At 73.1% G+C, this 19,806-nt stretch carries 19 protein-coding genes; 8 read left to right on the top strand and 11 right to left on the bottom strand.

Translation table 11 applies throughout. The features are described 5' to 3' along the window. Nucleotides 1–5 precede the first annotated feature (5 nt). From ACFYYW_RS42470 to ACFYYW_RS42455, 4 genes are all read right to left on the bottom strand, one after another. Entirely contained in the window at nucleotides 6–983 is a 978-nt protein-coding gene (locus ACFYYW_RS42470) for an AAA family ATPase (protein ID WP_387658472.1), read from the bottom strand. Nucleotides 984–1,018: 35 nt separating this feature from the next. Beyond that, entirely contained in the window at nucleotides 1,019–1,834 is an 816-nt protein-coding gene (locus ACFYYW_RS42465) for a S1C family serine protease (protein ID WP_387658469.1), read from the bottom strand. Nucleotides 1,835–1,996: 162 nt separating this feature from the next. Beyond that, nucleotides 1,997–2,317 (bottom strand): putative quinol monooxygenase, encoded by a 321-nt coding sequence (locus ACFYYW_RS42460; RefSeq protein ID WP_387658466.1) that lies wholly within the window; start codon nucleotides 2,315–2,317, stop codon nucleotides 1,997–1,999. A 14-nt stretch (nucleotides 2,318–2,331) separates the two neighbouring features. After that, nucleotides 2,332–3,393, bottom strand: coding sequence for an aldo/keto reductase (locus tag ACFYYW_RS42455; protein ID WP_387658463.1), 1,062 nt, complete (start codon nucleotides 3,391–3,393; stop codon nucleotides 2,332–2,334). Nucleotides 3,394–3,545: 152 nt separating this feature from the next. Here ACFYYW_RS42455 and ACFYYW_RS42450 point away from each other — a divergent pair, with 152 nt between their 5' ends. Next, complete coding sequence (locus ACFYYW_RS42450) at nucleotides 3,546–4,409, top strand: helix-turn-helix transcriptional regulator (protein ID WP_387658460.1); 864 nt, start codon at nucleotides 3,546–3,548, stop codon at nucleotides 4,407–4,409. Between the two features lie 20 nt (nucleotides 4,410–4,429). Here ACFYYW_RS42450 and ACFYYW_RS42445 read toward each other — a convergent pair whose 3' ends face one another. Together ACFYYW_RS42445 and ACFYYW_RS42440 are read right to left on the bottom strand one after the other, a co-directional pair. Continuing rightward, nucleotides 4,430–4,744 (bottom strand): hypothetical protein, encoded by a 315-nt coding sequence (locus ACFYYW_RS42445; RefSeq protein WP_352323121.1) that lies wholly within the window; start codon nucleotides 4,742–4,744, stop codon nucleotides 4,430–4,432. Nucleotides 4,745–4,936: 192 nt separating this feature from the next. Next, nucleotides 4,937–5,233, bottom strand: a complete 297-nt coding sequence (locus ACFYYW_RS42440; RefSeq protein WP_387658457.1) for a hypothetical protein — start codon at nucleotides 5,231–5,233, stop codon at nucleotides 4,937–4,939. Nucleotides 5,234–5,687: 454 nt separating this feature from the next. On the opposite strand from ACFYYW_RS42440, the gene ACFYYW_RS42435 reads away from it, so the two are divergent. From ACFYYW_RS42435 to ACFYYW_RS42420, 4 genes are all read left to right on the top strand, one after another. After that, nucleotides 5,688–6,812: a hypothetical protein gene (locus ACFYYW_RS42435; protein ID WP_364416712.1), complete on the top strand. Its 1,125-nt coding sequence runs from the start codon at nucleotides 5,688–5,690 to the stop codon at nucleotides 6,810–6,812. Between the two features lie 52 nt (nucleotides 6,813–6,864). Then, nucleotides 6,865–7,473 carry a hypothetical protein gene (locus ACFYYW_RS42430; protein WP_387658454.1) on the top strand — a complete coding sequence of 203 codons (609 nt, stop codon included), beginning with the start codon at nucleotides 6,865–6,867 and terminating at the stop codon, nucleotides 7,471–7,473. After that, nucleotides 7,470–7,679, top strand: coding sequence for a hypothetical protein (locus ACFYYW_RS42425; protein ID WP_387658451.1), 210 nt, complete (start codon nucleotides 7,470–7,472; stop codon nucleotides 7,677–7,679). The genes ACFYYW_RS42430 and ACFYYW_RS42425 overlap by 4 nt, the downstream gene beginning before the upstream one ends. A 102-nt stretch (nucleotides 7,680–7,781) precedes the next feature. Further along, on the top strand, nucleotides 7,782–8,993 hold the full coding sequence (locus ACFYYW_RS42420; protein ID WP_387658448.1) for a PP2C family protein-serine/threonine phosphatase: 1,212 nt from the start codon (nucleotides 7,782–7,784) through the stop codon (nucleotides 8,991–8,993). 5 nt (nucleotides 8,994–8,998) lie between these two features. On the opposite strand, the gene ACFYYW_RS42415 is transcribed toward ACFYYW_RS42420, so the two are convergent. Both ACFYYW_RS42415 and ACFYYW_RS42410 read right to left on the bottom strand, forming a co-directional pair. Further along, nucleotides 8,999–10,822, bottom strand: coding sequence for an ABC transporter ATP-binding protein (locus ACFYYW_RS42415; RefSeq protein WP_364416704.1), 1,824 nt, complete (start codon nucleotides 10,820–10,822; stop codon nucleotides 8,999–9,001). After that, on the bottom strand, nucleotides 10,822–12,636 hold the full coding sequence (locus ACFYYW_RS42410; protein ID WP_387658445.1) for an ABC transporter ATP-binding protein: 1,815 nt from the start codon (nucleotides 12,634–12,636) through the stop codon (nucleotides 10,822–10,824). Before ACFYYW_RS42410 ends, ACFYYW_RS42415 begins: the two co-directional genes overlap by 1 nt. A gap of 143 nt (nucleotides 12,637–12,779) precedes the next feature. On the opposite strand from ACFYYW_RS42410, the gene ACFYYW_RS42405 reads away from it, so the two are divergent. Continuing rightward, nucleotides 12,780–13,979 carry a hypothetical protein gene (locus ACFYYW_RS42405; protein WP_387658442.1) on the top strand — a complete coding sequence of 400 codons (1,200 nt, stop codon included), beginning with the start codon at nucleotides 12,780–12,782 and terminating at the stop codon, nucleotides 13,977–13,979. A 22-nt stretch (nucleotides 13,980–14,001) separates the two neighbouring features. Here the strand turns inward: ACFYYW_RS42405 and ACFYYW_RS42400 are convergent, their stop codons facing one another. Further along, nucleotides 14,002–14,808 carry a hypothetical protein gene (locus ACFYYW_RS42400; RefSeq protein WP_387658439.1) on the bottom strand — a complete coding sequence of 269 codons (807 nt, stop codon included), beginning with the start codon at nucleotides 14,806–14,808 and terminating at the stop codon, nucleotides 14,002–14,004. A 115-nt stretch (nucleotides 14,809–14,923) separates the two neighbouring features. Further along, entirely contained in the window at nucleotides 14,924–17,026 is a 2,103-nt protein-coding gene (locus ACFYYW_RS42395; protein ID WP_387658436.1) for a histidine kinase, read from the bottom strand. Nucleotides 17,027–17,189: 163 nt separating this feature from the next. On the opposite strand from ACFYYW_RS42395, the gene ACFYYW_RS42390 reads away from it, so the two are divergent. Continuing rightward, a complete protein-coding gene (locus ACFYYW_RS42390; protein ID WP_352323132.1) occupies nucleotides 17,190–17,465 on the top strand; it encodes a sulfurtransferase TusA family protein in 276 nt (91 codons plus the stop codon). Between the two features lie 16 nt (nucleotides 17,466–17,481). On the opposite strand, the gene ACFYYW_RS42385 is transcribed toward ACFYYW_RS42390, so the two are convergent. Next, nucleotides 17,482–18,453, bottom strand: a complete 972-nt coding sequence (locus tag ACFYYW_RS42385) for a helix-turn-helix domain-containing protein (RefSeq protein ID WP_352323133.1) — start codon at nucleotides 18,451–18,453, stop codon at nucleotides 17,482–17,484. A 72-nt stretch (nucleotides 18,454–18,525) separates the two neighbouring features. Between ACFYYW_RS42385 and ACFYYW_RS42380 the strand changes: the two genes are divergently transcribed. Continuing rightward, nucleotides 18,526–19,722 carry an MFS transporter gene (locus ACFYYW_RS42380; RefSeq protein WP_387658431.1) on the top strand — a complete coding sequence of 399 codons (1,197 nt, stop codon included), beginning with the start codon at nucleotides 18,526–18,528 and terminating at the stop codon, nucleotides 19,720–19,722. Nucleotides 19,723–19,806 lie beyond the last annotated feature (84 nt).

The raw sequence follows: 19,806 nt of genomic DNA, 5'->3' as shown, positions 1-19,806 counted from the left end.
ACGGCTCAGCGGTTCCGCAGGACGACGTCGGGCACCCGGACGGCCCCGAGCACCCTGCTGATGATCGTGTCGGCGTCGACGTCGTCCGCCAGGGCCTCGTAGGACAGCACGAGCCGGTGGCGCAGCACGTCGAGCGCGAGCTCGGACAGGTCGTCCGGCAGGACGTAGTCGCGGCCGCGCAGCAACGCCAGCGCGCGGGCGCCCGTGACGAGCGCGATGGACGCGCGCGGGCTGGCCCCGTACGTGACGTACCGCTCCAGCTCCCCCAGCCCGGCCGTGCCCGGCGAACGGGTCACGGCGACCAGGCGCACGGCGTAGTCGACGATTGACGGATCGACGTACACCTGCCGGGCGCTGGCCCGCATCTCCATCAGCTCGGCGGTCGTGACCGTCGGCTGCGGCGGGTCCGGCGGACGCAGCGCGCGTTCGACGATCGCCTGCTCCTCGTTCTGGGCCGGATAGCCGACGACCACCTTCATCATGAACCGGTCCACCTGCGCCTCGGGCAGCGGGTACGTGCCCTCCGACTCGATCGGGTTCTCCGTCGCCATCACCAGGAACGGCTCCGGCACCCGGAACGTCTCGCGGCCGATCGTCACCTGGTGCTCCTGCATCACCTCCAGCAGGGCGCTCTGCACCTTGGCGGGGGCGCGGTTGATCTCGTCGGCGAGCAGCAGGTTCGTGAACACCGGGCCGAGCTCCGTCCTGAACTCGCCGGAGTGCTGGTGGTAGACCCGCGTGCCGACGAGGTCGGCGGGGACCAGGTCGGGGGTGAACTGCACGCGCTGGAAGCCGCCGCTGATCGCCGCGGCCAGCGACCGGACGGCCAGGGTCTTGGCCAGGCCCGGCACGCCTTCCACCAGCAGGTGGCCGTCGGCGATCAGCGCGACGGCCATGCGTTCGAGCAGGACGTCCTGGCCGACGATGGTGCGTTTGACCTCGAAGAGGACCTGTTCGAGCGGATGAGCCTGGGCCGGGGGCATGATGTCCCTTCTGTAGGCGCTGTGGGCGGTGCCGGTCAGATCTGGGGTCCGTCGCCTGGTGGGCCGTCGCCGTCGTCGCCGCCCAGGGCCACGCCGATCGGCACCGCGAACGCGATGCCGGCGAACGCGTCGTCGCCGCCGGGGTCGGCGATCGAGACGACGATCCCGACGACCAGCCCGCGGGCGTCCAGCAGGGGGCCGCCGGAGCTGCCCGGGTTGACGGAGGCGTCGAACTGGATCAGCCCGTTCAGGCCGGCGTCCTTGCCGGTCCGGCCGGTGGTCCGGTCGAGGCCCGACACCACCCCGGTGGAGACGCTGTAGGTCAGGCCCAGCGGGTTGCCGATCGCCACGACCGGCGCCCCCACGGCCACGGCGCCGCCGAGCGTGGCGGGCACCACGATCTCCGGCAGCTTCACCGGCTTCAGCACGGCGACGTCCCGCTTGCGGTTCGCGGCGGCGACGACGGCCTTCGCCCTGGTCCCGTCCGCGAACGTGAGGTTGATGTCCTTCGCGGCCTTGACCACGTGGTGGGCCGTCAGGACCGTCCCGTCCTCGGCCGCGATGACCCCCGTGCCGAGCGACTCGCCCGCCTGGATGACCACGACCGACGGCCCGACCCTGCGGAAGACGTCCGGCACCGTGAGCGTCGCGGCGGGCGTCGGCGTGGCGGGCGGTCGTCCTGCCGCCCTCTCCGCGCTGCCGCTGCCGCCCAGCCAGTACGCCAGCACCGCCACGACGACCAGCACCCCGCCCCCGGCGGCGATCCGCCGAACCCTCCCGGCCCTGGCCCGCCCGGCTTCCCGAGCCCCGGCCGCACCGTCCTCCTGCGGCACGCGCTCCATACCGCTCATACTCAGCAATCGCACCGAAAACTGCCATAAAGAGGGACGCACAACTTGCCGACACCCCCGGACGGGACGGGGCCGGGCCGCAACCCATACGGCAGGACCGATTCCTCACCGCCGGGCCCCCGCATTGGCCTCTTGCGGACACCCCCGGCCTGATCGGGCACGTCATCGTCGCTGCTGGACCTCTCCGCCCGCGTCGGCGGCGGCCACGAGCGTGCGCACCACCATCGGCTCGGCCAGGACGAGGGCCAGCACCTGCGCCGCATGGCGGTGATGCGGCGTGGTCAGGTGCCGCGCCCGCGCCCCGGCGCCGGCCCACTCCTCGATCACGACCATGCTCGCCGGATGGTTCGGGTCGCCGTAGGCGCGGTAGGCCAGGCAGCCGGGCTCGTCCAGCGACGGTTCGATCATCGCTTCCAGCGCGGTCCGCAGCCGGTCCTCCTGCCCGGCCGCGGCCACGTACTGGGCCAGCACGATGAGGGACATCTCCGGCGCCGTCCTCACGCGAGGGGCCGGGCGGGGCCTGCGCCGGCGCCGGAGGCGGTGATCGCGGCGGCGATCTCCGCCAGGTCGGCCGGCGTCAGGTCCACCGCGCCGGCGCCGATCCAGCCGTCCACCTGCTCCGGCCGGCGGGCGCCGACGATGGCCCCGGTGACGCCCGGCCAGGCCAGGACCCACGCGATGGCCACCTCGGCGACGCCGACGCCGTGCCGGGCGGCGACCGGGCGCAGCGCCTCCGCCAGCCGCAGGTTGGCCGCGAGGCCCGTGGTGAAGTCGTGGTGGGCGGTGCGCCAGTCGCCGGCGGGCAGGCTCGCGACGCGCTCGGCCGAGAACGTCCCGGTGAGCAGGCCCGACTGCAGCGGCGAGTACGCGATCACGCCGGTGCCGTGGGCGTGCGCCCACGCGATCTCGGCCGCCGCCGACCGGTTGATCGCCGAGAACGGCGGCTGGACGACGTCCACGTGGGCGACGCGCTCCGCGGCCGCCAGCTCCTGCGGCGAGTGGTTGGACAGGCCGATCGCGCGGACCTTGCCCTCGGCCTTCAGGTCGGCCATGACCTGCCAGTACTCCTCCAGCGGCGTGGCGTTGGGCGACACCGCGCCGAAGCCGCCGCCGGCGTACTCCAGCGACTCGCCGGTGTCGGGGTAGTGCACCTGGTAAAGGTCGATGCGCTCGACGTTCAGGCGGCGCAGCGAGTCCTCCAGCTCGCGCCGGACGCTGGCCGGCTTCATGATCCGGCGCGGGGCGGCCTGCGGGTCCTCGGGGTCCCAGACCAGGCCCACCTTGGTGAAGACGTACGGGCGGTCGGCCTCGGGCAGGTCGGCGATGGCCTTGCCGACCAGTTCCTCGGAGTGGCCGAGCCCGTACACGGCCGCGGTGTCGATCCAGTTGACGCCGCCGGCGACGGCGTGCCGGATCGCGGCGATCGACTCGGCGTCGTCGGTCGTGCCCCAGCCGAACTTCCAGCCGGCCCCCGACACCGCCCAGGAGCCGAAGCCCAGGCGGGTGATGTCCATGCCGGTGCTGCCCAGAGGGCGGGTGGGCAGGTGGGTGGTGCTCATGTCGTGTTGCTCCCTGTGGGTGACCGGGCATCCCCTGTGGACGTCCGGTGCAGCTCACTCTGGCGCGCCGTCCGCGGCCCACCCAGTGCCCGCCGCTGCCTAGGCACGGCATGACCAGGATGGCGACGACGCCGGGCGGCGATACTGGTCCCATGGCACTGGACAGACGCGCAGAACTGGGCGAATTCCTCCGATCCCGCCGGGCCCGGCTGCGTCCCGAGGAGCTCGGCCTGCCCGAGTACGGCAGCCGCAGACGCGTCCCCGGCCTGCGCAGGGAGGAGCTGGCCCAGCTCGCCGGGGTGAGCGTGGACCACTACGTCCGGCTGGAGCAAGGCCGTACCCTGCACTTCTCCGAGGCGGTGCTGGACGCCGTCGCCCGCGCCCTGCGCCTGGACGACGTCGAGCGCGCGCACCTCCACCGCCTGGCCCGCCCTTGGAACGACAGCGACCACGCGCAGACCGCGCCCCCGCTGCAACGCGTCCGGCCCGGCCTCCAGCGCCTGCTGGACGCGTCGGCCGACGTGCCGGCCTACGTCGTCGGGCGCAACACCGACGTGCTGGCCTGGAACCACCTGGCGGCGGCGCTGATCACCGACTTCGGCGCGCTGCCGCCCGAGCAGCGCAACCTGGCCCGCCTGGTGTTCCTGGACGAGGGCATGCGCGACCTGTACGCCGACTGGCCCGCCAAGGCCGCCGACGTGGCCGCCTACCTGCGCCTGGACGCCGGCCGCCACCCCGCCGACACCCGGACGTCGGCCCTGGTCGACGAGCTGTCGGCGGCCAGTCCGGAGTTCCGTGAGCTCTGGGCCGAACACCGGCTCAAGGACAAGACCCACGGACGCTACGTCTACCTGCACCCGGTGGTCGGCAGGCTGGACCTCGGCTTCGAGACCCTCCGCCTGCCCGACGACCCCGACCAGGCGCTGATCGCCCACACCACCGAGGAGGGCTCCCCCTCCCAGACCGCGCTGCGCCTGCTGTCCGCCTGGACCCGCCGGGCCCACGCCGCACCCTGACCCACGGCGGGGCGCGCCCGCTAGGAGCCGTCCTGCTCCAGCAGGCGGTCGAGCCTGATGGCCAGATCGAGGGTCTCGCAGCGCAGCAGGTCGAGCCGCCGGCGGATCTTCGACCGGATCGCCTGGAAGTGCTCGTCGCTCTGCCCGCGCAGGCCGAGCAGCTCGTCGGTCAGGGCCGTGACGTCGTGGCCCGACTCGCTGCGGGTCTCGGCGAGGTCGGCCCGCATCTCGGCGATGCCGAGCACCGCCTCGGAGCAGTCGGCCTCGGCGCACAGTGTCGCCTCCAGCGCCTGGACCCGAAGCCTGATGTCCAGGATCTCCGCCTCTACATCCACTTACTCCTACCTTTGCCGGTAGTCGGTAGGGAACCGGCCCGGTGGTGGAGGGCGGCCGGGTCCCACTTGCTGTAAGCACATGGTGGCAACCCGTGTATACCCGACACGGCCGTCGGCAAGCAACGGGTGCGGGTCCGCGGAGGGCTCAGCCCGGACCGGGTGGCGGCCTCAGGCCGGGCCTGGCGTGGCAGGTCAGTTGTTTCTCGGGTCCGGGCCGTACGCCGGCATCCCCTGCGGGCAGCCGGGCACCGGGCCCTTGCAGCAGCGCGGCCGGCCGGCGGTGAAGTGGTCGTTCATGTGGCGGCGCAGGGCCGCCAGCTCGTCGCCGAGCGCGGCGAAGTCCTGGCGCATCTCCGTCCGGATGTCGGCGATGTCGGCCTGCATCCGGGTGATGCCGGTCATGGTCGCCGTGCTGTCGCCGCCGGGCCTGCCCGCCCTGAGCTTCCGCAGGCGCAGCAACAACTTGAGTATCTGTGTCTCTAGGTCCACACGTTCCCGCCTTCGCGCAGCTGGACAGGGGCCTGCGCCGGACGAGCGGGCGGGCGCCCCGGAGTACGAAAACGGTGACACATCGGCCGCCCGCGTGGGGATGATCTTGATTTCGCCGGGTGGGTTTCCATTACACCGGCGCCCAAGTTTCTTTTCTGTCGGCGGATATTGGCCGCCGAAAGTGACGGACCGAAACAGGCCAGGCCGGAGGAAGGAGGACAGCGACGGCGACCCGCCACGACGGGGCCGAACCGGCCCGCGGCACCGGCCCGCGCCCGCCCCGGCCACGGGCGCGGGCAGGGGCCCGTCCGCTGGAAAAATCTTCTGGCGCATATCACGGCAAATCCGCAGATCAGGGACCGGCAACCCTGCGAATTCCCCTCCGCGGCCACGCCGGATCAAGCATCCTGAGCATGTCATCACGCTCCCCCACCCCCCGTTGTAAGGAGCCTCCGTGACCCGGTTCGCCGTCGACCACTCACGCCACGCGCTCATCGCCACCTGGGGTACGGGGATCGGCGACATCGCCACCACCGTGGCGGAACAGGTGCCTTCGAGCCCCGACGTGCTCCGCCTGGCCACCAGCCTCACGGAGCTGTCCTACGCCTGCTGGCGCTGCTACACCCACCCGTCCAGCGCCGCCGACCAGCACGGTCCCAACAGCGTCGGCTGGCAGCGGCAGGCCGAGCGCGACGCGTTCGCCTCGGTCATCCCGGCCCTGCTGGCGCCCGTCCGGCCGGCCAACGGCGCGCTGACCCTCTACTCCACGCGGGTGGAGGAGGTCGCCCACCGCGTCGGCCGTACGCTGCACACGATCAACCACGCCCCGCTGGCCGGCAGCGTGGCCACCGACGTCACCGCCGAGCTGGCCGCCATCGAGAACGCCGAGCTCGGCGACCTGACCGCGCGCGCCCAGCAGGCCGTCATGCTCAGCCGCGAGGACGCCTCGCCCCTCCAGGTCGCCCAGGCCGACAGCCTGCTGCACCAGCATCCGTTCGGCACGGAGGCGCTGTTCACCAAGATCGACCCCACCGCGGCCGCGATCGCGGCGGCCCACTGGCTCTACGCCGCCGCCACCATCAGCGCCCGGCACACCGGCCTGCATCCGATGCAGACCATCTCCGAGGTCGACAACATCAAGGCCCCGGCCCAGGAGAGCCTCACCGAGGTGATCTCCGCGATGAGCGGCGGCGGCTCGCCCAGGGCCGCGGTCATGCCGATGATCCGTAACGCGCTGCACGTCGCCGAGGGCCACCTCTACGGCGTGACCGAGGCCAAGCACCGCATCGGCGTGGCCGAGGAGCTGATCGCCCAGGCCCGCACCGACCATCCCGAGCTCGGCCTCGGCCCCAGCACGGTCTACCTGCCCATCACCCCGCTCAACCCCGCCCGCCCGGCCCTCGACCTGCTGGAGAACCTCCTCTACGGCATCCGCAGCTGCTGGCTGACCTTCTCCCAGCACGCCGACACCCCGACCGGCCGGGAGCCCGGCCGGCCGCGCCGCCACCACCGCCACACGGAGGTCTTTCTGGCCGAGGTGCGGAAGAGGGCGGCGTCGGACCGTTCCCGGCTGCTGTAGCCGGTCCCTGCCGCCCGCTGGCCGGGGTCACATGATCGCGGTACGCTCGGGCATGTCGGAAAACGCCGTCGAGCGGCCTCCCTTACCGGCGCTCACTCGAGCCCTGGTCGGCCCGCCCGGCAAGGTGCTGCTTCCGCTGGTCGCCGTGGTGGGGCTGATCGTGCTCGACTACACGAGCGTGCCGGGCGGAGGTTCGTTCACACTGCTGCTGGCGGGGCTCGCGCTCGCCGTCGGCACCGCGGTCGTCTGGGTCGCCCGGTTCGCGGTGGGCCTGCTGCGCTCCGACGGACGTCCCGGGCTGCGCCGCCACTGGGTCCGCTGGACGGCCGCGCCGCTGATGGGCGTGATCGTGACCGCGCTGGTGCTCACCGGGGCGCCGTTCAGCGCCCGGTTCGCGCTGTCGGAGCCGGGGCTGGAGCAGTTCGCCCGGACGGTCGCCGCGGACACCGGGGCCGTCAGGCGCGAAGAACAGTGGGTGGGCCTCTTCCCGCTGACGTCGATCGAACGGGTGCCGGGCGGCGCGCGGTTCCTGGTGAGCGACACCGGCTTCATCGACCGGTACGGCTTCGCGTGGCTCCCCGGCGGCGCGCCGGCGGAGGAGTCCCACTCGGAGTACACGCACCTCGAAGGCCCCTGGTACGTATGGGAGAGCCAGTTTTGAAGATTCCTGGACCGGTCGGCGGATGGGTGTCCGCGGTCGCCGCGCTGCTGGTGTTCCCCTTCTTCGTGGGCGGGAGCATGTTCTGGTTGTCGCTGGTCGGCGCGCAGGCGGCCATGATCGTCGCGGTGGTGAAGGCGTACCAGGACGCGGCGCGGTGGCGGGCGCCTGAGGCGGAGCGCGCGGAAGGACCGCCTGCCGCCGGGTGAGGCCGTCCCGGCCCGTACGGAGGTGTCGGCGGCGGTCGACGGGGCAGGAACCGCCCCTCGAATGGGTAGGTCCCCGGGCAGACCTCCAGGAAGGGTGTGCCGATGCGGCGGAGTGGCGGAGAGCTGATGCTGGGCGGCATGCTGTCCGCCAACCATCTGACCGCGATGGAGGACCTGCCGCACGTCGTCGCCGGGCACGCCGCGCTGGTGGGTTTCACCCAGACCGCGATCTACGTCACCGACCTGCAGCAACAGGAGCTCATCCCGCTCCCGGAGCAGCGGGACGCGTCCGGCGAGCCGCTGGCGGTCCTGCGGATCGACGGCACGCTCGCCGGGGTCGCGTTCCGCAACACCGAGGTCGTCCACGTGCCGGGCGGGCCCGACGGCACGGCCAGGCGGTTGTGGCTGCCGCTCCTCGACGGCACCGAGCGGGTCGGCGTGCTCGGGGTGACGGTGCCGCAGGACGACGAGGTCGCCGAGTGGCGGGCCCAGCAGCTCGCGTCGCTCGTCGCGCTGCTGGTGATCAGCAAGCGGCCGCACAGCGACTCCTACTCGCGGCTGATCCGCGCCCGGCCGATGACGCTGTCGGCCGAGGTGCTGGTGCCGCTGCTGCCCCCGGGGACGTTCGCCAACGACGACGTGGTGGTCAGCGCCGGGCTCGAACCGGCCTACGAGGTGGGCGGGGACGCCTTCGACTACGCCATCGACGGCGAGACGCTGCACGTGTCGATCTTCGACTCGATGGGCCACGACACCTCCGCCGGGCTGACGGCGACCATCGCGGTCGGGGCCAGCCGGAACAACCGGCGGCAGGGCGCCGATCTCGTCAGCACGGGCGAGGCGATCGACGCGGCCATCGCCGAGCAGTTCACCGGCCGCTTCGCCACCGGCATCCTGGCCTGCCTCGACCTGCACACCGGCTGGCTGACCTGGGTGAACCGGGGGCACCATCCGCCGCTGGTGATCCGCGAGGGCCAGCAGGTGGCCACGCTGTCCAGCGAGCCCGACCCGCCGATGGGCTTCCTGCTGCGGCCGTACACCGGGGAGCTGCGCTACCAGCTCCAGCCCGGCGACCGGCTGCTGTTCTACACCGACGGGATCATCGAGGCGCAGAGCCCGGACGGCGAGCTCTTCGGCCTGGAGCGCTTCATCGACTTCATCCTCCGGCATGAGGCCGACGGCCTGTCGGCGCCCGAGACGCTGCGCCGGCTGGTGCAGGCCATCCTGGAGCACCAGCACGGCCGGCTCCAGGACGACGCGACCGTGCTGATGGTGGAGTGGCGCAGCAGCAGGCAGCAGCGGCTCGTCATGTGAGCCCGTCAGGTCTCGCCGACGGCGACGAACCCGGTGTCGGGCCGGTAGTCGGGCGACTGGTGGCGGAAGTAGGTGTTGTAGACCTGGCAGTAGCGGCCGCCGCGGGCCAGCAGCGAGGCGTGGTCGCCCTCCTCCACGATCCGGCCGTGGTCGAGCACGATGATGCGGTCGACGTGCTCGATCGTGGACAGCCGGTGGGCGATCACGATCGAGGTGCGGCCGGCCAGCACCACGTCGAGCCCCTCCTGGATCTGGGCCTCGGTCAGCGGGTCGACGCTGGCCGTGGCCTCGTCGAGGACGACGATCGCCGGGTCCTGGATGAGCAGGCGGGCCAGCGCGACGAGCTGCCGCTGGCCCATGGACAGGGCCCGCCCGTGCTCGCCCACGTCGGTGGCCAGGCCGTGGGGCAGCGCCTCGATCCAGTCGCCGCCGCCGACCGCGGCCGCCGCGGCCAGCACCTCGTCGTCGCCCGCGTCGGGACGCGGGTAGCGGATGTTGTCGGCGACCGTGCCGCTGAACAGGAACGGTGCCTGCGGCACCGCGCCGATCTGCCGCCGGTACGCGCCGAGGTCGAGCGAGCGGATGTCGTGGCCGTCGATCAGCAGGCGGCCTTCCTGGAACTCGTAGAAGCGGGTGATCAGCTTGCCCAGCGTGGACTTGCCGGCGCCGGTGTGGCCGACCAGCGCGACGGTCTCGCCCGCCTCGACGACCAGGTCGAAGCGGCGGAGCACGGGGTGGGCCGCGTCGTAGCCGAAGGTGACGTCGTCGAACTCGATGCGCCCGGCCAGCCTGCCCGGGTCGGCCGAGCCGGTCTGCACGACCCGGGGCGGGGCGTCGATCAGGGCGAAGACCCGCTCGGAGGCCGACAGGCCCTGCTGGAACTGCGACCAGAAGGCGGCGATGGAGGTCAGCGGCATCCAGAACAGCGACACGCCCTGCAGGAACAGGTACCAGTCGCCCGCCGACAGGCCGCCGCCCAGCACCGCGGTGCCGCCGAGCTGGACCAGCGCGACCGTCGCGAGCCCCGCCACGAGGAACAGCAGGGGGAAGATGGCCGAGAAGACGAAGCCCTGCCGCAGCGTCACCCGGTAGCTCTGCTCGTTGACCGGCCGGAACTCGTCGTAGACCTGCTGCTCCTGGCGGAAGTTCTTGGCCACGGCGATGCCGCCCATGGTCTCCTGCAGGTTGGCGTTGACCCGGCTCAGCGACCGCTGGGCCCGCCGCGTGCTGGACCGGGCCAGCCGCCGGAACAGCAGCGCCATGCCCATCACGACCGGCGCCACCAGCAGGGTCAGCAGCGCCAGCTCGACGCTGCGCAGGAACAGCAGGACGGTGACGAACCCCACCATCAGCACCTGGCTGATCAGGTCCATCGTCAGAGTGGAGACCGTGGCGAAGTCGTCGGTGTCGGAGGTGACGCGGCTGACGATGCGGCCCGACGGGGTCTCGTCGTAGAACGACAGGTCGCGTTCGAGCACGGCGTCGAAGGCGTCTTCGCGCAGGCGCAGCACGACGTCGCCGGTGACCCGCGCGCTGTACCACTGGCGGACGAAGTTGAAGGCCCAGCTCAGCGCGCCGGCGAGCAGGATGCCGACGACGAGCAGCGGGCCGACGCCGGCGATCGTGCCGTCCTGGATGGCGTCGACGCCCTTGCTGGCCAGCAGCGGCAGGGCCGCCTGCGCCGCCGAGACCAGCACGATCATGGCCGCCACCAGGAACATCGCGCCCAGCTTGGGGCGGAAGTAGGCGAGGATCCGGCGCGTGAGGTCACGGTCGGAGTAGGTGCGGTCGTAGTCCTCGGCGTCGAGGCCGTCCATGATGAAGCCCATCAGTGGACCCTTTCCTGCTCGTCGAGCGCGCCCTGATCGACCGGGACCTCGTCGTAGTGGGAGAAGATGCGGCGGTAGAGGGGGCTGCCGGCGATCAGCTCGTCGTGGGTGCCGAAGCCGGCCACCTGGCCGCGCCGCAGCAGCAGGACCTTGTCGGCCCAGCGGATCTGGGAGAGCCGGTGGGTGATCAGCAGGGTCGTGCGCCCTTCCTGGATGCGCTCGATGGCCTGCTGGATGCGGTCTTCGGTGGCGGAGTCGATGGCGCTGGTGGAGTCGTCGAGGATGAGGATCGCCGGGTCGGTCAGCAGCGCCCGCGCGATGGCCAGCCGCTGGCGCTGGCCGCCGGACAGCGTGAGGCCGCGCTCGCCGATGACGGTGTCGTAGCCGTCGTCGAGCTCGGCCACGAACTCGGCCGCCTGCGCATCCTCGGCCGCCCTGACCACGGCCGCGCGGTCGGCCCGCTGGCCGAGGCCGAAGGCGATGTTCTCGGCCACGGACCGCGAGAACAGCACGACGTCCTGCTCGATGGTGGAGATCTGGGAGCGCAGCGAGTCGAGGTCCCAGTCGCGGACGTCGACCCCGTCGACCAGGATGCGGCCCGAGGTGACGTCGTAGATGCGGGGCACCAGCTTCGTCAGCGAGCTCTTGCCCGCCCCGGTCTCGCCGACGATCGCCACCGTCTCGCCCGGCCGCACGGTGAACGTCACCCCCCGCAGGACGGGCTCGCCCTCGCCGTAGCCGAACGTGACGTCGTCGAAGACGATCTCGCCTCCGATCGGCGCGACGTGGCCGGCGGCCGGCTGCGCCAGCTCGGTCTCGGCGTTGACGATGTCGAGGATCCGGCGGGAGGACACGATGCCGATCTGGACCAGCGAGAACGTGAAGATCGAGATCTGGGTCGGGAAGCCGAGCATGCCCATCAGCCCCATGAAGGCCACCAGGTCGCCGATCGTGATCGCGCCGGCGGCGTGGAGGAGGAGCGCGTGCCACAACGCCCCCGCCATGGCGCACGCGAACAGCAACGTGGGCAGGTAGCGGGCCTGGACGAGGCCGTTGCGCACGAACGAGTCGCGGTAGCGCCGGGCGTTGGCGCGGAAGCGCAGCCGCTCCTGCGCCTCCTGCGCGGTCACCTTGATGACCTCGATGCCGCGCACCGCCTGGCTCAGCCCGGCGTTGAGGTCGCCGAACTCGTCGCGCATGCGGGTGGCCACCGGGTTGAGCTGCCCCATGTAGTGACGCAGCGCGAACGCGAACGCCACCGCGAACACCACGGGCACCAGCAGCAGCCGCGGGTCGATCGCGGCGATGAAGACCAGGGGCACCAGGCCGGTGAGCCCGGAGTCGACGATCAGGTCGACGCCCGGACTGATCATGATGGAGAGCTGGCGGATGTCGTTGGCCGCCCGCGCCATCAGGTCGCCCACCCGCTGCCGGTTGTGGAAGGTCTGGCTCTTGCCGAGCAGGCCGGCGTAGAGCTCGTCGCGGGCGTCGCGTTCGAGCCGCTTGGCCAGCGTCTCGCTGCTCAGCCGGGCGACGAGGTCGAACGCGCCGCGGGCCGACACCACCGCCAGCAGCGCCAGGGCGACCAGCCCGAGCGCGGCGGCGGGCGTGCCCCGGCCGCCCAGCACCGCGTCGAAGGCCGAGCCGGTGAGCTGGGGGACCAGCGCGTTGAGCACCACCATCACCAGCGAGCCGCCGAGGAAGCCCGTCAGGGGGAGCGGATGGCGGCGCAGGTGGGACCAGAGCCAGCGGACCGGCCCGCGCCGGTCGTAGCGCGGGCCTTCGACGGAGAACTCCGAACTGCCGCTGGTCACGGTGAAACCCCTTGGCCGGGAGCGGGCGGACATCGGACCTGTTTGTATCACCGGCCACCGACAGAATTCGAAGGGGTTTTCCGGCCGCCCGTGAAGGCAAAGAGCGGGCAGCGTCACGCAACGAGACAGTAACCTTACCCACCGTGGACTCTTTCCTCCGTCAAGCGGACCTGCTGCCGCTCGTGACCCTCCAGCCGCCGGTGCGCCTCCTCCCGGCCGACGACCTCGCGGCCGTGGTCCGGGCGACGCCGGTCGTCCACGAGCTGCTGCGCCTGGCCCGCGCCGCCGGTGAGCCGGGGGCGGCGGGGCCGGGGCAGGGGCGGCTGTGGGGCGTGGCCGAGGACAGCCGGCTCGTCGACGTGCGCGACGGGGCCGCCACGACCGGCCCGGCGGTCGAGACCCTGGCGTCGGGGCCGGCCGACGACGTGCTGGACACGTGGGGCGACATCCTCTACTCGCTGTTCTCCCCCGAGGCCGACGCCGCGGCGCTCGACGCGGGCACGAGCACCCTGCTGATGCTGCTCAGCCACCGCGACGCCCTGCCGGTGGCGCAGATCCCCGAGCTGACCGACGAGGCGGCCGACGAGCTGGCCTGGTTGGGGCTGATCCGGCGCGAGGGTTCGTCGGTGTCGCTGACCCCGCTCGGCACCTGGAGCGCGCTCGACCTCTTCAGGACCCTCATCGGCCAGGACATCCCGGTCCACGGCGGCACGGCCGGCGCCGACGCCCCCACGCTGCTGCGGGCCCTGCGCACCTACGACGACGACGAACGCGCCGAGGAGGTGCGCGTCTGGCTGGGCGGGCGGGATCCGGCGCGGGCCGCCGAGGAGATCGCCGACGTCCTGCTCGACGTCAGCCCGCTGAGCCGGGCCGTCGGCCTGACCGTGTTGCTGGAGGACCTCGGCCGGCCGGGCCGGGAGATCGCCGACGCGTTGCGCGCGGTGCCCCGGCTGGGGGCGCTCATCCGGGCCCGGGAGAAGGAGGACCACGACGTCCCGCCCGCGCCCGTCGACGTGGCCTGGGTGTACGCCGACATGACCGTGGCCGCGATGGAGATCGGCGGGCCGGCCGAGTCGATACTCCAGCTCTCCGGCAACCTCGACGTCGACGACGTGCTCAGCATGCTCGGCATGATGACGTGCAGCGACCACCCCTACACGACGCCGATGTTGCGCTTCCTCATCGAGCACCATCCGGCGCCGCGGGTGGCCTCGGCCGCGCGCGTGGCGTTGCAGCGGTGGCGCGGGGTGCACGTACGGCCGCCGGGCGAGCGCGGACGCCTGCCCAGGAAGCCCCGCAAACCGGGCAAGACGGCGGGCGCCCAGAAGCGCCGGCGACGCTGACCGCGCCCGTCCGGAGCGGGGCTCAGGGCCTGCGGGTCAGCCTGAGGGCGGCGCCGACGCGCTCGGCCCACTGCCAGGGGGCGTCCGTGCCGCCGGGCAGGGCGTTGTAGTACTCCCAGCCGCTCACCCCGCCCATCCCGGGATGCCGGTGCAGCAGCTCGGCGACGGTGGCGGCCAGGCGGTCGATCTCGACGTGGCCGACGCCCCCGTTGTCGGGGCTGGTGACCGCCCCGGCCACCAGCTTGCCCGCCGGCACCACTCCCCCGGCGAGCACGGCGTCGTAGTCGCACGGGTCGGCCAGGCTGCGCGGGCCGCCGTACATCGGCAGGTTGAGCCACGCGAGGTCGGCGCCCTGCTCGCGGAAGACCTGGTCGTGGTCCACGGCGGCGGACGGGGTGAGCGCGAGCAGGAAGGCCGGGCCGAAGTCGGCGCGCAGCCGGCCGATCAGGCGTCCGAGGGCGGGCGGCGGCACGGGCTCGGTCAGGTGGAGGTCCACGCCGTCGAGGCGGCGGCGGGCGAGCAGGCGGCGCAGCGGCGGGTAGCAGGTCTCGAAGTCGTGGTCGAGGCGGTCGAGGCCGTCGATCATGGCCAGGGCGCGGGCGCCGTACACCTGGGTGACCTGGACGTCGTCCCACATCTGGGCCAGGTCGGGGCAGTCGGGCGGGGCGCCGTTGAGCCGGACGTCGCCGTCCGCGCCGACCTCCACGGTGGCGACGACCAGGTGGGTCAGGCCGGTACGCCGTTCGATCAGGGGCAGCGGGGAGACGTAGAGGCCGCCGTCGCAGTGGGTCCGGTAGTACATCACCAGGCGGGGTGTGTGCTGGGGCAAGGCACGTCCTCCGTGAGGAATGAGGTGATACTTCACCATGTTCCACACCCAGGGTGAGATCAAAACTACTCTCGGTTGATTTTGCCTGGCGCGCCCCAGCACCGGGCAGGGGCGCTCAGCGGCCCGCGCGCGGCGGCCTGACCGGCTCCTTCGCGGCCGAGCCCAGGGGCAGCATGACCTCGACCCGCGTCCCGGCCCCCGGCCCGCTGTTGACGACGCAGATGCCGCCGAGCTCGGCCGCTCGTTCCCGCATCGAGCCGAGGCCCACCCCCGCGCTGTACGCGGCGGGCAGCCCGCGGCCGTCGTCGGCGACCACCACGCGCAGCACCGAGTCCCGCTGGAGCACGATGCGGGCGCGGGAGGCCCTGGCGTGCCGCCGGATGTTGGTCAGCGCCTCCTGGACGATCCGGTAGACGGCCACCTCGACCGCGGCGGGCAGGTCGGTCAGGCTGCCCTCGACCTCCACCTCGATCTCGGTGTCCGGAGAGGACTGGCCGGCCAGCTCGCGGACGGCCCTGGCCAGGCCGAGGTCGTCGAGCGCGGGCGGGCGCAGGCCGTACACCAGCTCGCGGATGTCGTCGGTGACCGCGCCCATGCCGGTGTGCAGCTCGCGCAGCAGCTCGTCGGCGGCGTCGGGGGACTTCTTCAGGCTCGTCCTGGCCATGTTGATGGTCATGGCCATGGCCGAGAGGGTCTGGCCGAGGCCGTCGTGCAGGTCGCGGCGCAGGCGGCGGCGTTCCTCCTCCCTGGCCGTCAGGATGCGTTCCCTGGAACGCTGCAGGTCGGCGGCCATGCGCACGGCGTGCGCCACGTCGGCGGCGTACGGCGTGAGGGTGGTGAGCACGCGCTCGTTGTGGGCGGCGGGGAAGCGGCGCGGGCCGGGCGGCCCGACGAACAGGCGGCCGACGCGCTCGCCGTGCCACACCAGCGGCACCTGGCGGGGCTCCGCGCCCACCCGGCCGCTCTCGACGTAACGCGGCTCGCCGTCGGCGACCTCCACGGCCACGCCCTCGACCGCGAGCCCGTCGCGCAGCACGCTGACCACGGAGGTCAGCGCCTTGGCCGGATCGCCGCGCCGGACGGCCTGGGTCAGGCGCTCGGCCAGCACGGCGGGGTCGCCGACGCTGCCGTACAGGAGGTGGTCGACGGCGCGTTGCAGCACGTGCCGCAGCGGCTGGAAGAACGCGCCGGCGAACAGCGCGGCGGCGATGCCGGCGATCTCGTCGTAGCCGGAGACCACGAGGCTGGACAGCGCGCCCGCGCCGAAGTAGACCGCGCTCACCACGGCCACCAGCCCGGCCGCGACGAAGGCCCGGCTGATCACCGTGTCGATGCCGTAGAGCCGGTAGCGGGTCACCGAGAACGCGACGGCGACCGGGATGAGCGCCGCCCACACGACGCTCGGCCACAGGAGCGCCGGCACGAACGCGGCCAGGATCAGGAACACGACATAGCCCGCGAAGGCGAACAGCGGCCAGCCGATCTGCCGCCTGCCCACCGGGTCGGCCCGGCGCAGCCGCAGCGCCAGGGAGAGCGCCGTCAGCGCCATGGCGACGTAGATGCCGGTCCAGGCGACGGCGGAGACGGCCTCCACGTACGGCCCGAGCGCGCGGATCTGCAGCGGGTTGGGGATGACGGCGGGGTAGGGGTAGCTGCCGGGGGGCGGGTCGGGCCGGAACACCGAGCGGGCCAGGTCGAGCCCGAGCGAGAACGCGCCCAGCAGCAGCACCCACCGCCAGCGCGGCGAGGGCAGCCGCCCGTCGGGCGAGTAGAGCGGCAGCAGCATGGTGAGCGCCAGGCCGCACACCGCCCACCCGACCTGGGCGGGGAAGCGCACGAGCCCGGCCGCGACCAGCTCGCCGTCGGCGGCCAGCCGGAACATCAGCGCGCTGGACAGGTCGCTGACGGCGGCGGCGATGCCGCCCGCGACCATCAGCCACGCCATGTTCAGCCGGGGCCGGTGGAAGATCAGGAACGCGCCGACCGCGGGGAAGGTCAGGGCCGCGGCCGTCTGGGGCGAGGCGGTCCGCAGCGGGGTCCACGCCTCCGGCAGCCGGGCGTAGACGAGCAGCGCGGCGACCGTGAGAACCGGCGAGGCCACCGCCAGGACGACGGCCGTGACGCGCGCGAGCCGCACGCCCCGGCCCGCGGAGCCGCGCCCGGTGCCGCGGCTCTCCACCGGCCCGGCCTCTTCGGCGATCTCGGTGAACCCGGTCATCTCATCACCGCCTTCCCCAACACTTGAACAGGATTATGACCCTTTTACTGGGATAATCCGCCCGTTGTGTCCGGGCCGTTACCGTCCGACGCCTGCTCCGGCCCCTCACGGGGCCAGGACAGGCATCAACCTACTCGACGGCGGCGCGTGGTTTCCTGTACGCATGCCCGAACCTGATCTCGTGATCGACGGCGGCGACAAGATGTGCGTGCAACTGCTCATCGAGCTGCGCGGGCACGTGCTGCGCGCCGGTCCCGGCGCCGTGATCCACCTGATCGCCACCGACCCCGCCGCGCCCGTCGACCTGCCCGCCTGGTGCCACCTGACCGGCCACTCCTACCTCGGGCCGGTGCCCGGCGCCGGGCGCCCGACGTACGCGGTGCGCGTCGCGGACGCCGCCAAGGAGACCGAGCCCACCCGTCCCTGGCACGCGGCCTGACGGCGGTCGCCGCCCGTCAGCGGAAGGAGCGCCGGTAGGCGGCCGGGGTGGTGCGCAGCGCGGTGTGGAAACGGCGGCGCAGGTTGACGGCCGAGGAGAGGCCGACGCGGGCGGCGATGGTCTCGACCGGCAGGTCGGTCTCCTCCAGCAGCGCGCGGGTGGCGGCCAGCCGGCGTTCCAGCAGCCAGCGGGCGGGCGGCACGCCGAGCTGGTCGGCGAACTGCCGGGTCAGGGTACGCGCGGAGACGCCCGAGTAGGCGGCCATGTCCTCGACGGTGACGTGGTCGGGCAGGCGGCCGAGCAGCCATTCCAGCAGCGGGGCCAGGGAGTCCGGCATGGGCCCCGCGGTGGGCAGCGGCGGGTACTGGCGCTGGCAGCCCTCGCGGTGCGGCCCGGCGGCGAGCTGACGGCCGATGCGCATGGCGTGGGCCGCGCCGTGGTCCTGGAGCACCTGGTGCAGGCAGAGGTCGAGGGTGGCGGCCGAGGCTCCGGCGGTGGCGACGTCGCCGTGGTCCACGTAGATGACGGTGTCGTCGGGGATGACGCGCGGGTGACGGGCGGCCAGCTCCCCGGACAGCTCCCAGTGGACGGACGCGCGGCGGCCGTCCAGCAGGCCCAGGGCGGCGGGGATAAAGATGCCCGCGCAGACGGCGACGATCCGCGCCCCGCGGGAATGGGCCCGGGACACCGCGTCGAGCACGGCCGGCGAGGGGACCAGGGTCCAGCCCGCGACGATCACCGTGTCGGCCTCGTCCATGGCGTCCAGACCGCTGTCCACCTGCATGGGGACGCCCAGGGTGGTGGAGAGCGAGCCCGGCCGCTCGGCGCACAGGGTGAAGCTGTAGTGCTGGGGGATGTCGGGGCCCTGGTAGCCGAAGACGGCCGAGGCCGAGGTGACGGGGTAGAGCTCCTGGTTGGGGGCGACCAGGGCGACCACGCGGTGCGGGCTGACGGGGGCCGGAGGCGTCTCCGGGCAGTCCAGGGGCATGGCGCAAATGTACCCAATGATGTCATTTGGGACACCGGTGCTTTGATCTGGAGAAATCCAGAATTGGGGCTCATGTGGACGAGGAGTTTCGCCCTCTACTTCGGGGCCCGCACGATCTCGCTGCTCGGCGACGCGATGATGCCCGTCGCCTCGGCGCTGGCGATCGGCAAAGTTTACGGGATCGCCGGCGTCGGCTTCGTGCTCGCGCTCTGGACCGCATCGGCCGTGCTGGTCATGTTGTTCGGCGGGGTCGTCGCCGACCGGATCGGGCCCCGGCGGCTGATGATCGGCGCGGACGTGGTCAGGGTGGTCACCCAGGCCGTCGTGGCCGTCGCCTTCCTCGACGGGGCCCCGCCGTTCGTCCTGCTGCTGGCGATGGCGTTCCTGTCGGGCATGGCCGCCGGGGTGTTCGAGCCGTGCGTCAACGGGATGGTCCCGCTGGTCGCCCAGGACACGCAGCGGGCCAACGCGACCTTGAAGATCGCCGAGGCGGTCACCCAGCTCACCGGGCCCGCGCTGGCCGGCGTCCTGATCGTGGCCACCGGGCCGGTCTTCGTCTACACCGTGGACGCCGCGACGTTCCTGGTCAGCGCGGTGTGCCTGGTGCTGGTGCGGGTCGCCGTGCCCAGGCCGGAGCCGTCCGACGTGCTGAGCGACCTGCGCAGGGGCTGGGAGGAGTTCAAGGCCAGGAGCTGGATGTGGTCGGTCATCCTGGTCTGGGTGTTCTGGGGGGTGCTGGTGGTGGGGCCGTCCGTGCCGCTGTCGTCCCAGGTCATCGGGGCCGACTACGGGTGGGTGATGGCGGCGCTCGGCCTCGGGACCGTGCTGGGCGGGCTGGTGGCGATCCGGCTGAAGCCGCGCAGGCCGCTGGCGGCGGGGGCGGTGGCGCTGATCGGGTACGTGCCCGTGCCGCTGTCGGTCGCGCTCGGGGCGCCGCTGCCGCTGCTGATGGCCGGGCACCTGGCCGGGGGGTGCGCGATGGCCTTCTGGTCGGTGATGTGGTCGACGACCGTGCAGACCCAGGTCGCGCCGGACGTGCTGAACCGGGTCAACGCCTACCAGGTGGCCGGGTCGGTCGCGGGCATGGCGGTCGGGCAGGCGCTGGCCGGACCGGTGACCGCGCTGGTCGAGCCGCGCGCCTTCATGCTGGTGTCCGCCCTGGTGACGGTCGGGGTGGTGACGGCGCTGCTGGTGATCGGGCCGGTGCGGCGGCTCGGCCGCAGGTCGCAGGCGTCCGGGAGCGGGCAGGTCACGGTCCCGGCGACGTGACCGAGGCCGGGGGGTGCCCACGGCACGTGCCGCGGCCGGGGCGGGCGGCTGGCAGACCGTCCGCCCCCGTCTGCGGCACGTGCC

It is taken from the genome of Nonomuraea sp. NPDC001831, assembly GCF_042892035.1.
Lineage (GTDB): Bacteria > Actinomycetota > Actinomycetes > Streptosporangiales > Streptosporangiaceae > Nonomuraea.
The sequence above is the reverse complement of the archived record's forward strand: the minus strand, read 5'-3'. Positions and strand labels throughout refer to the sequence as shown.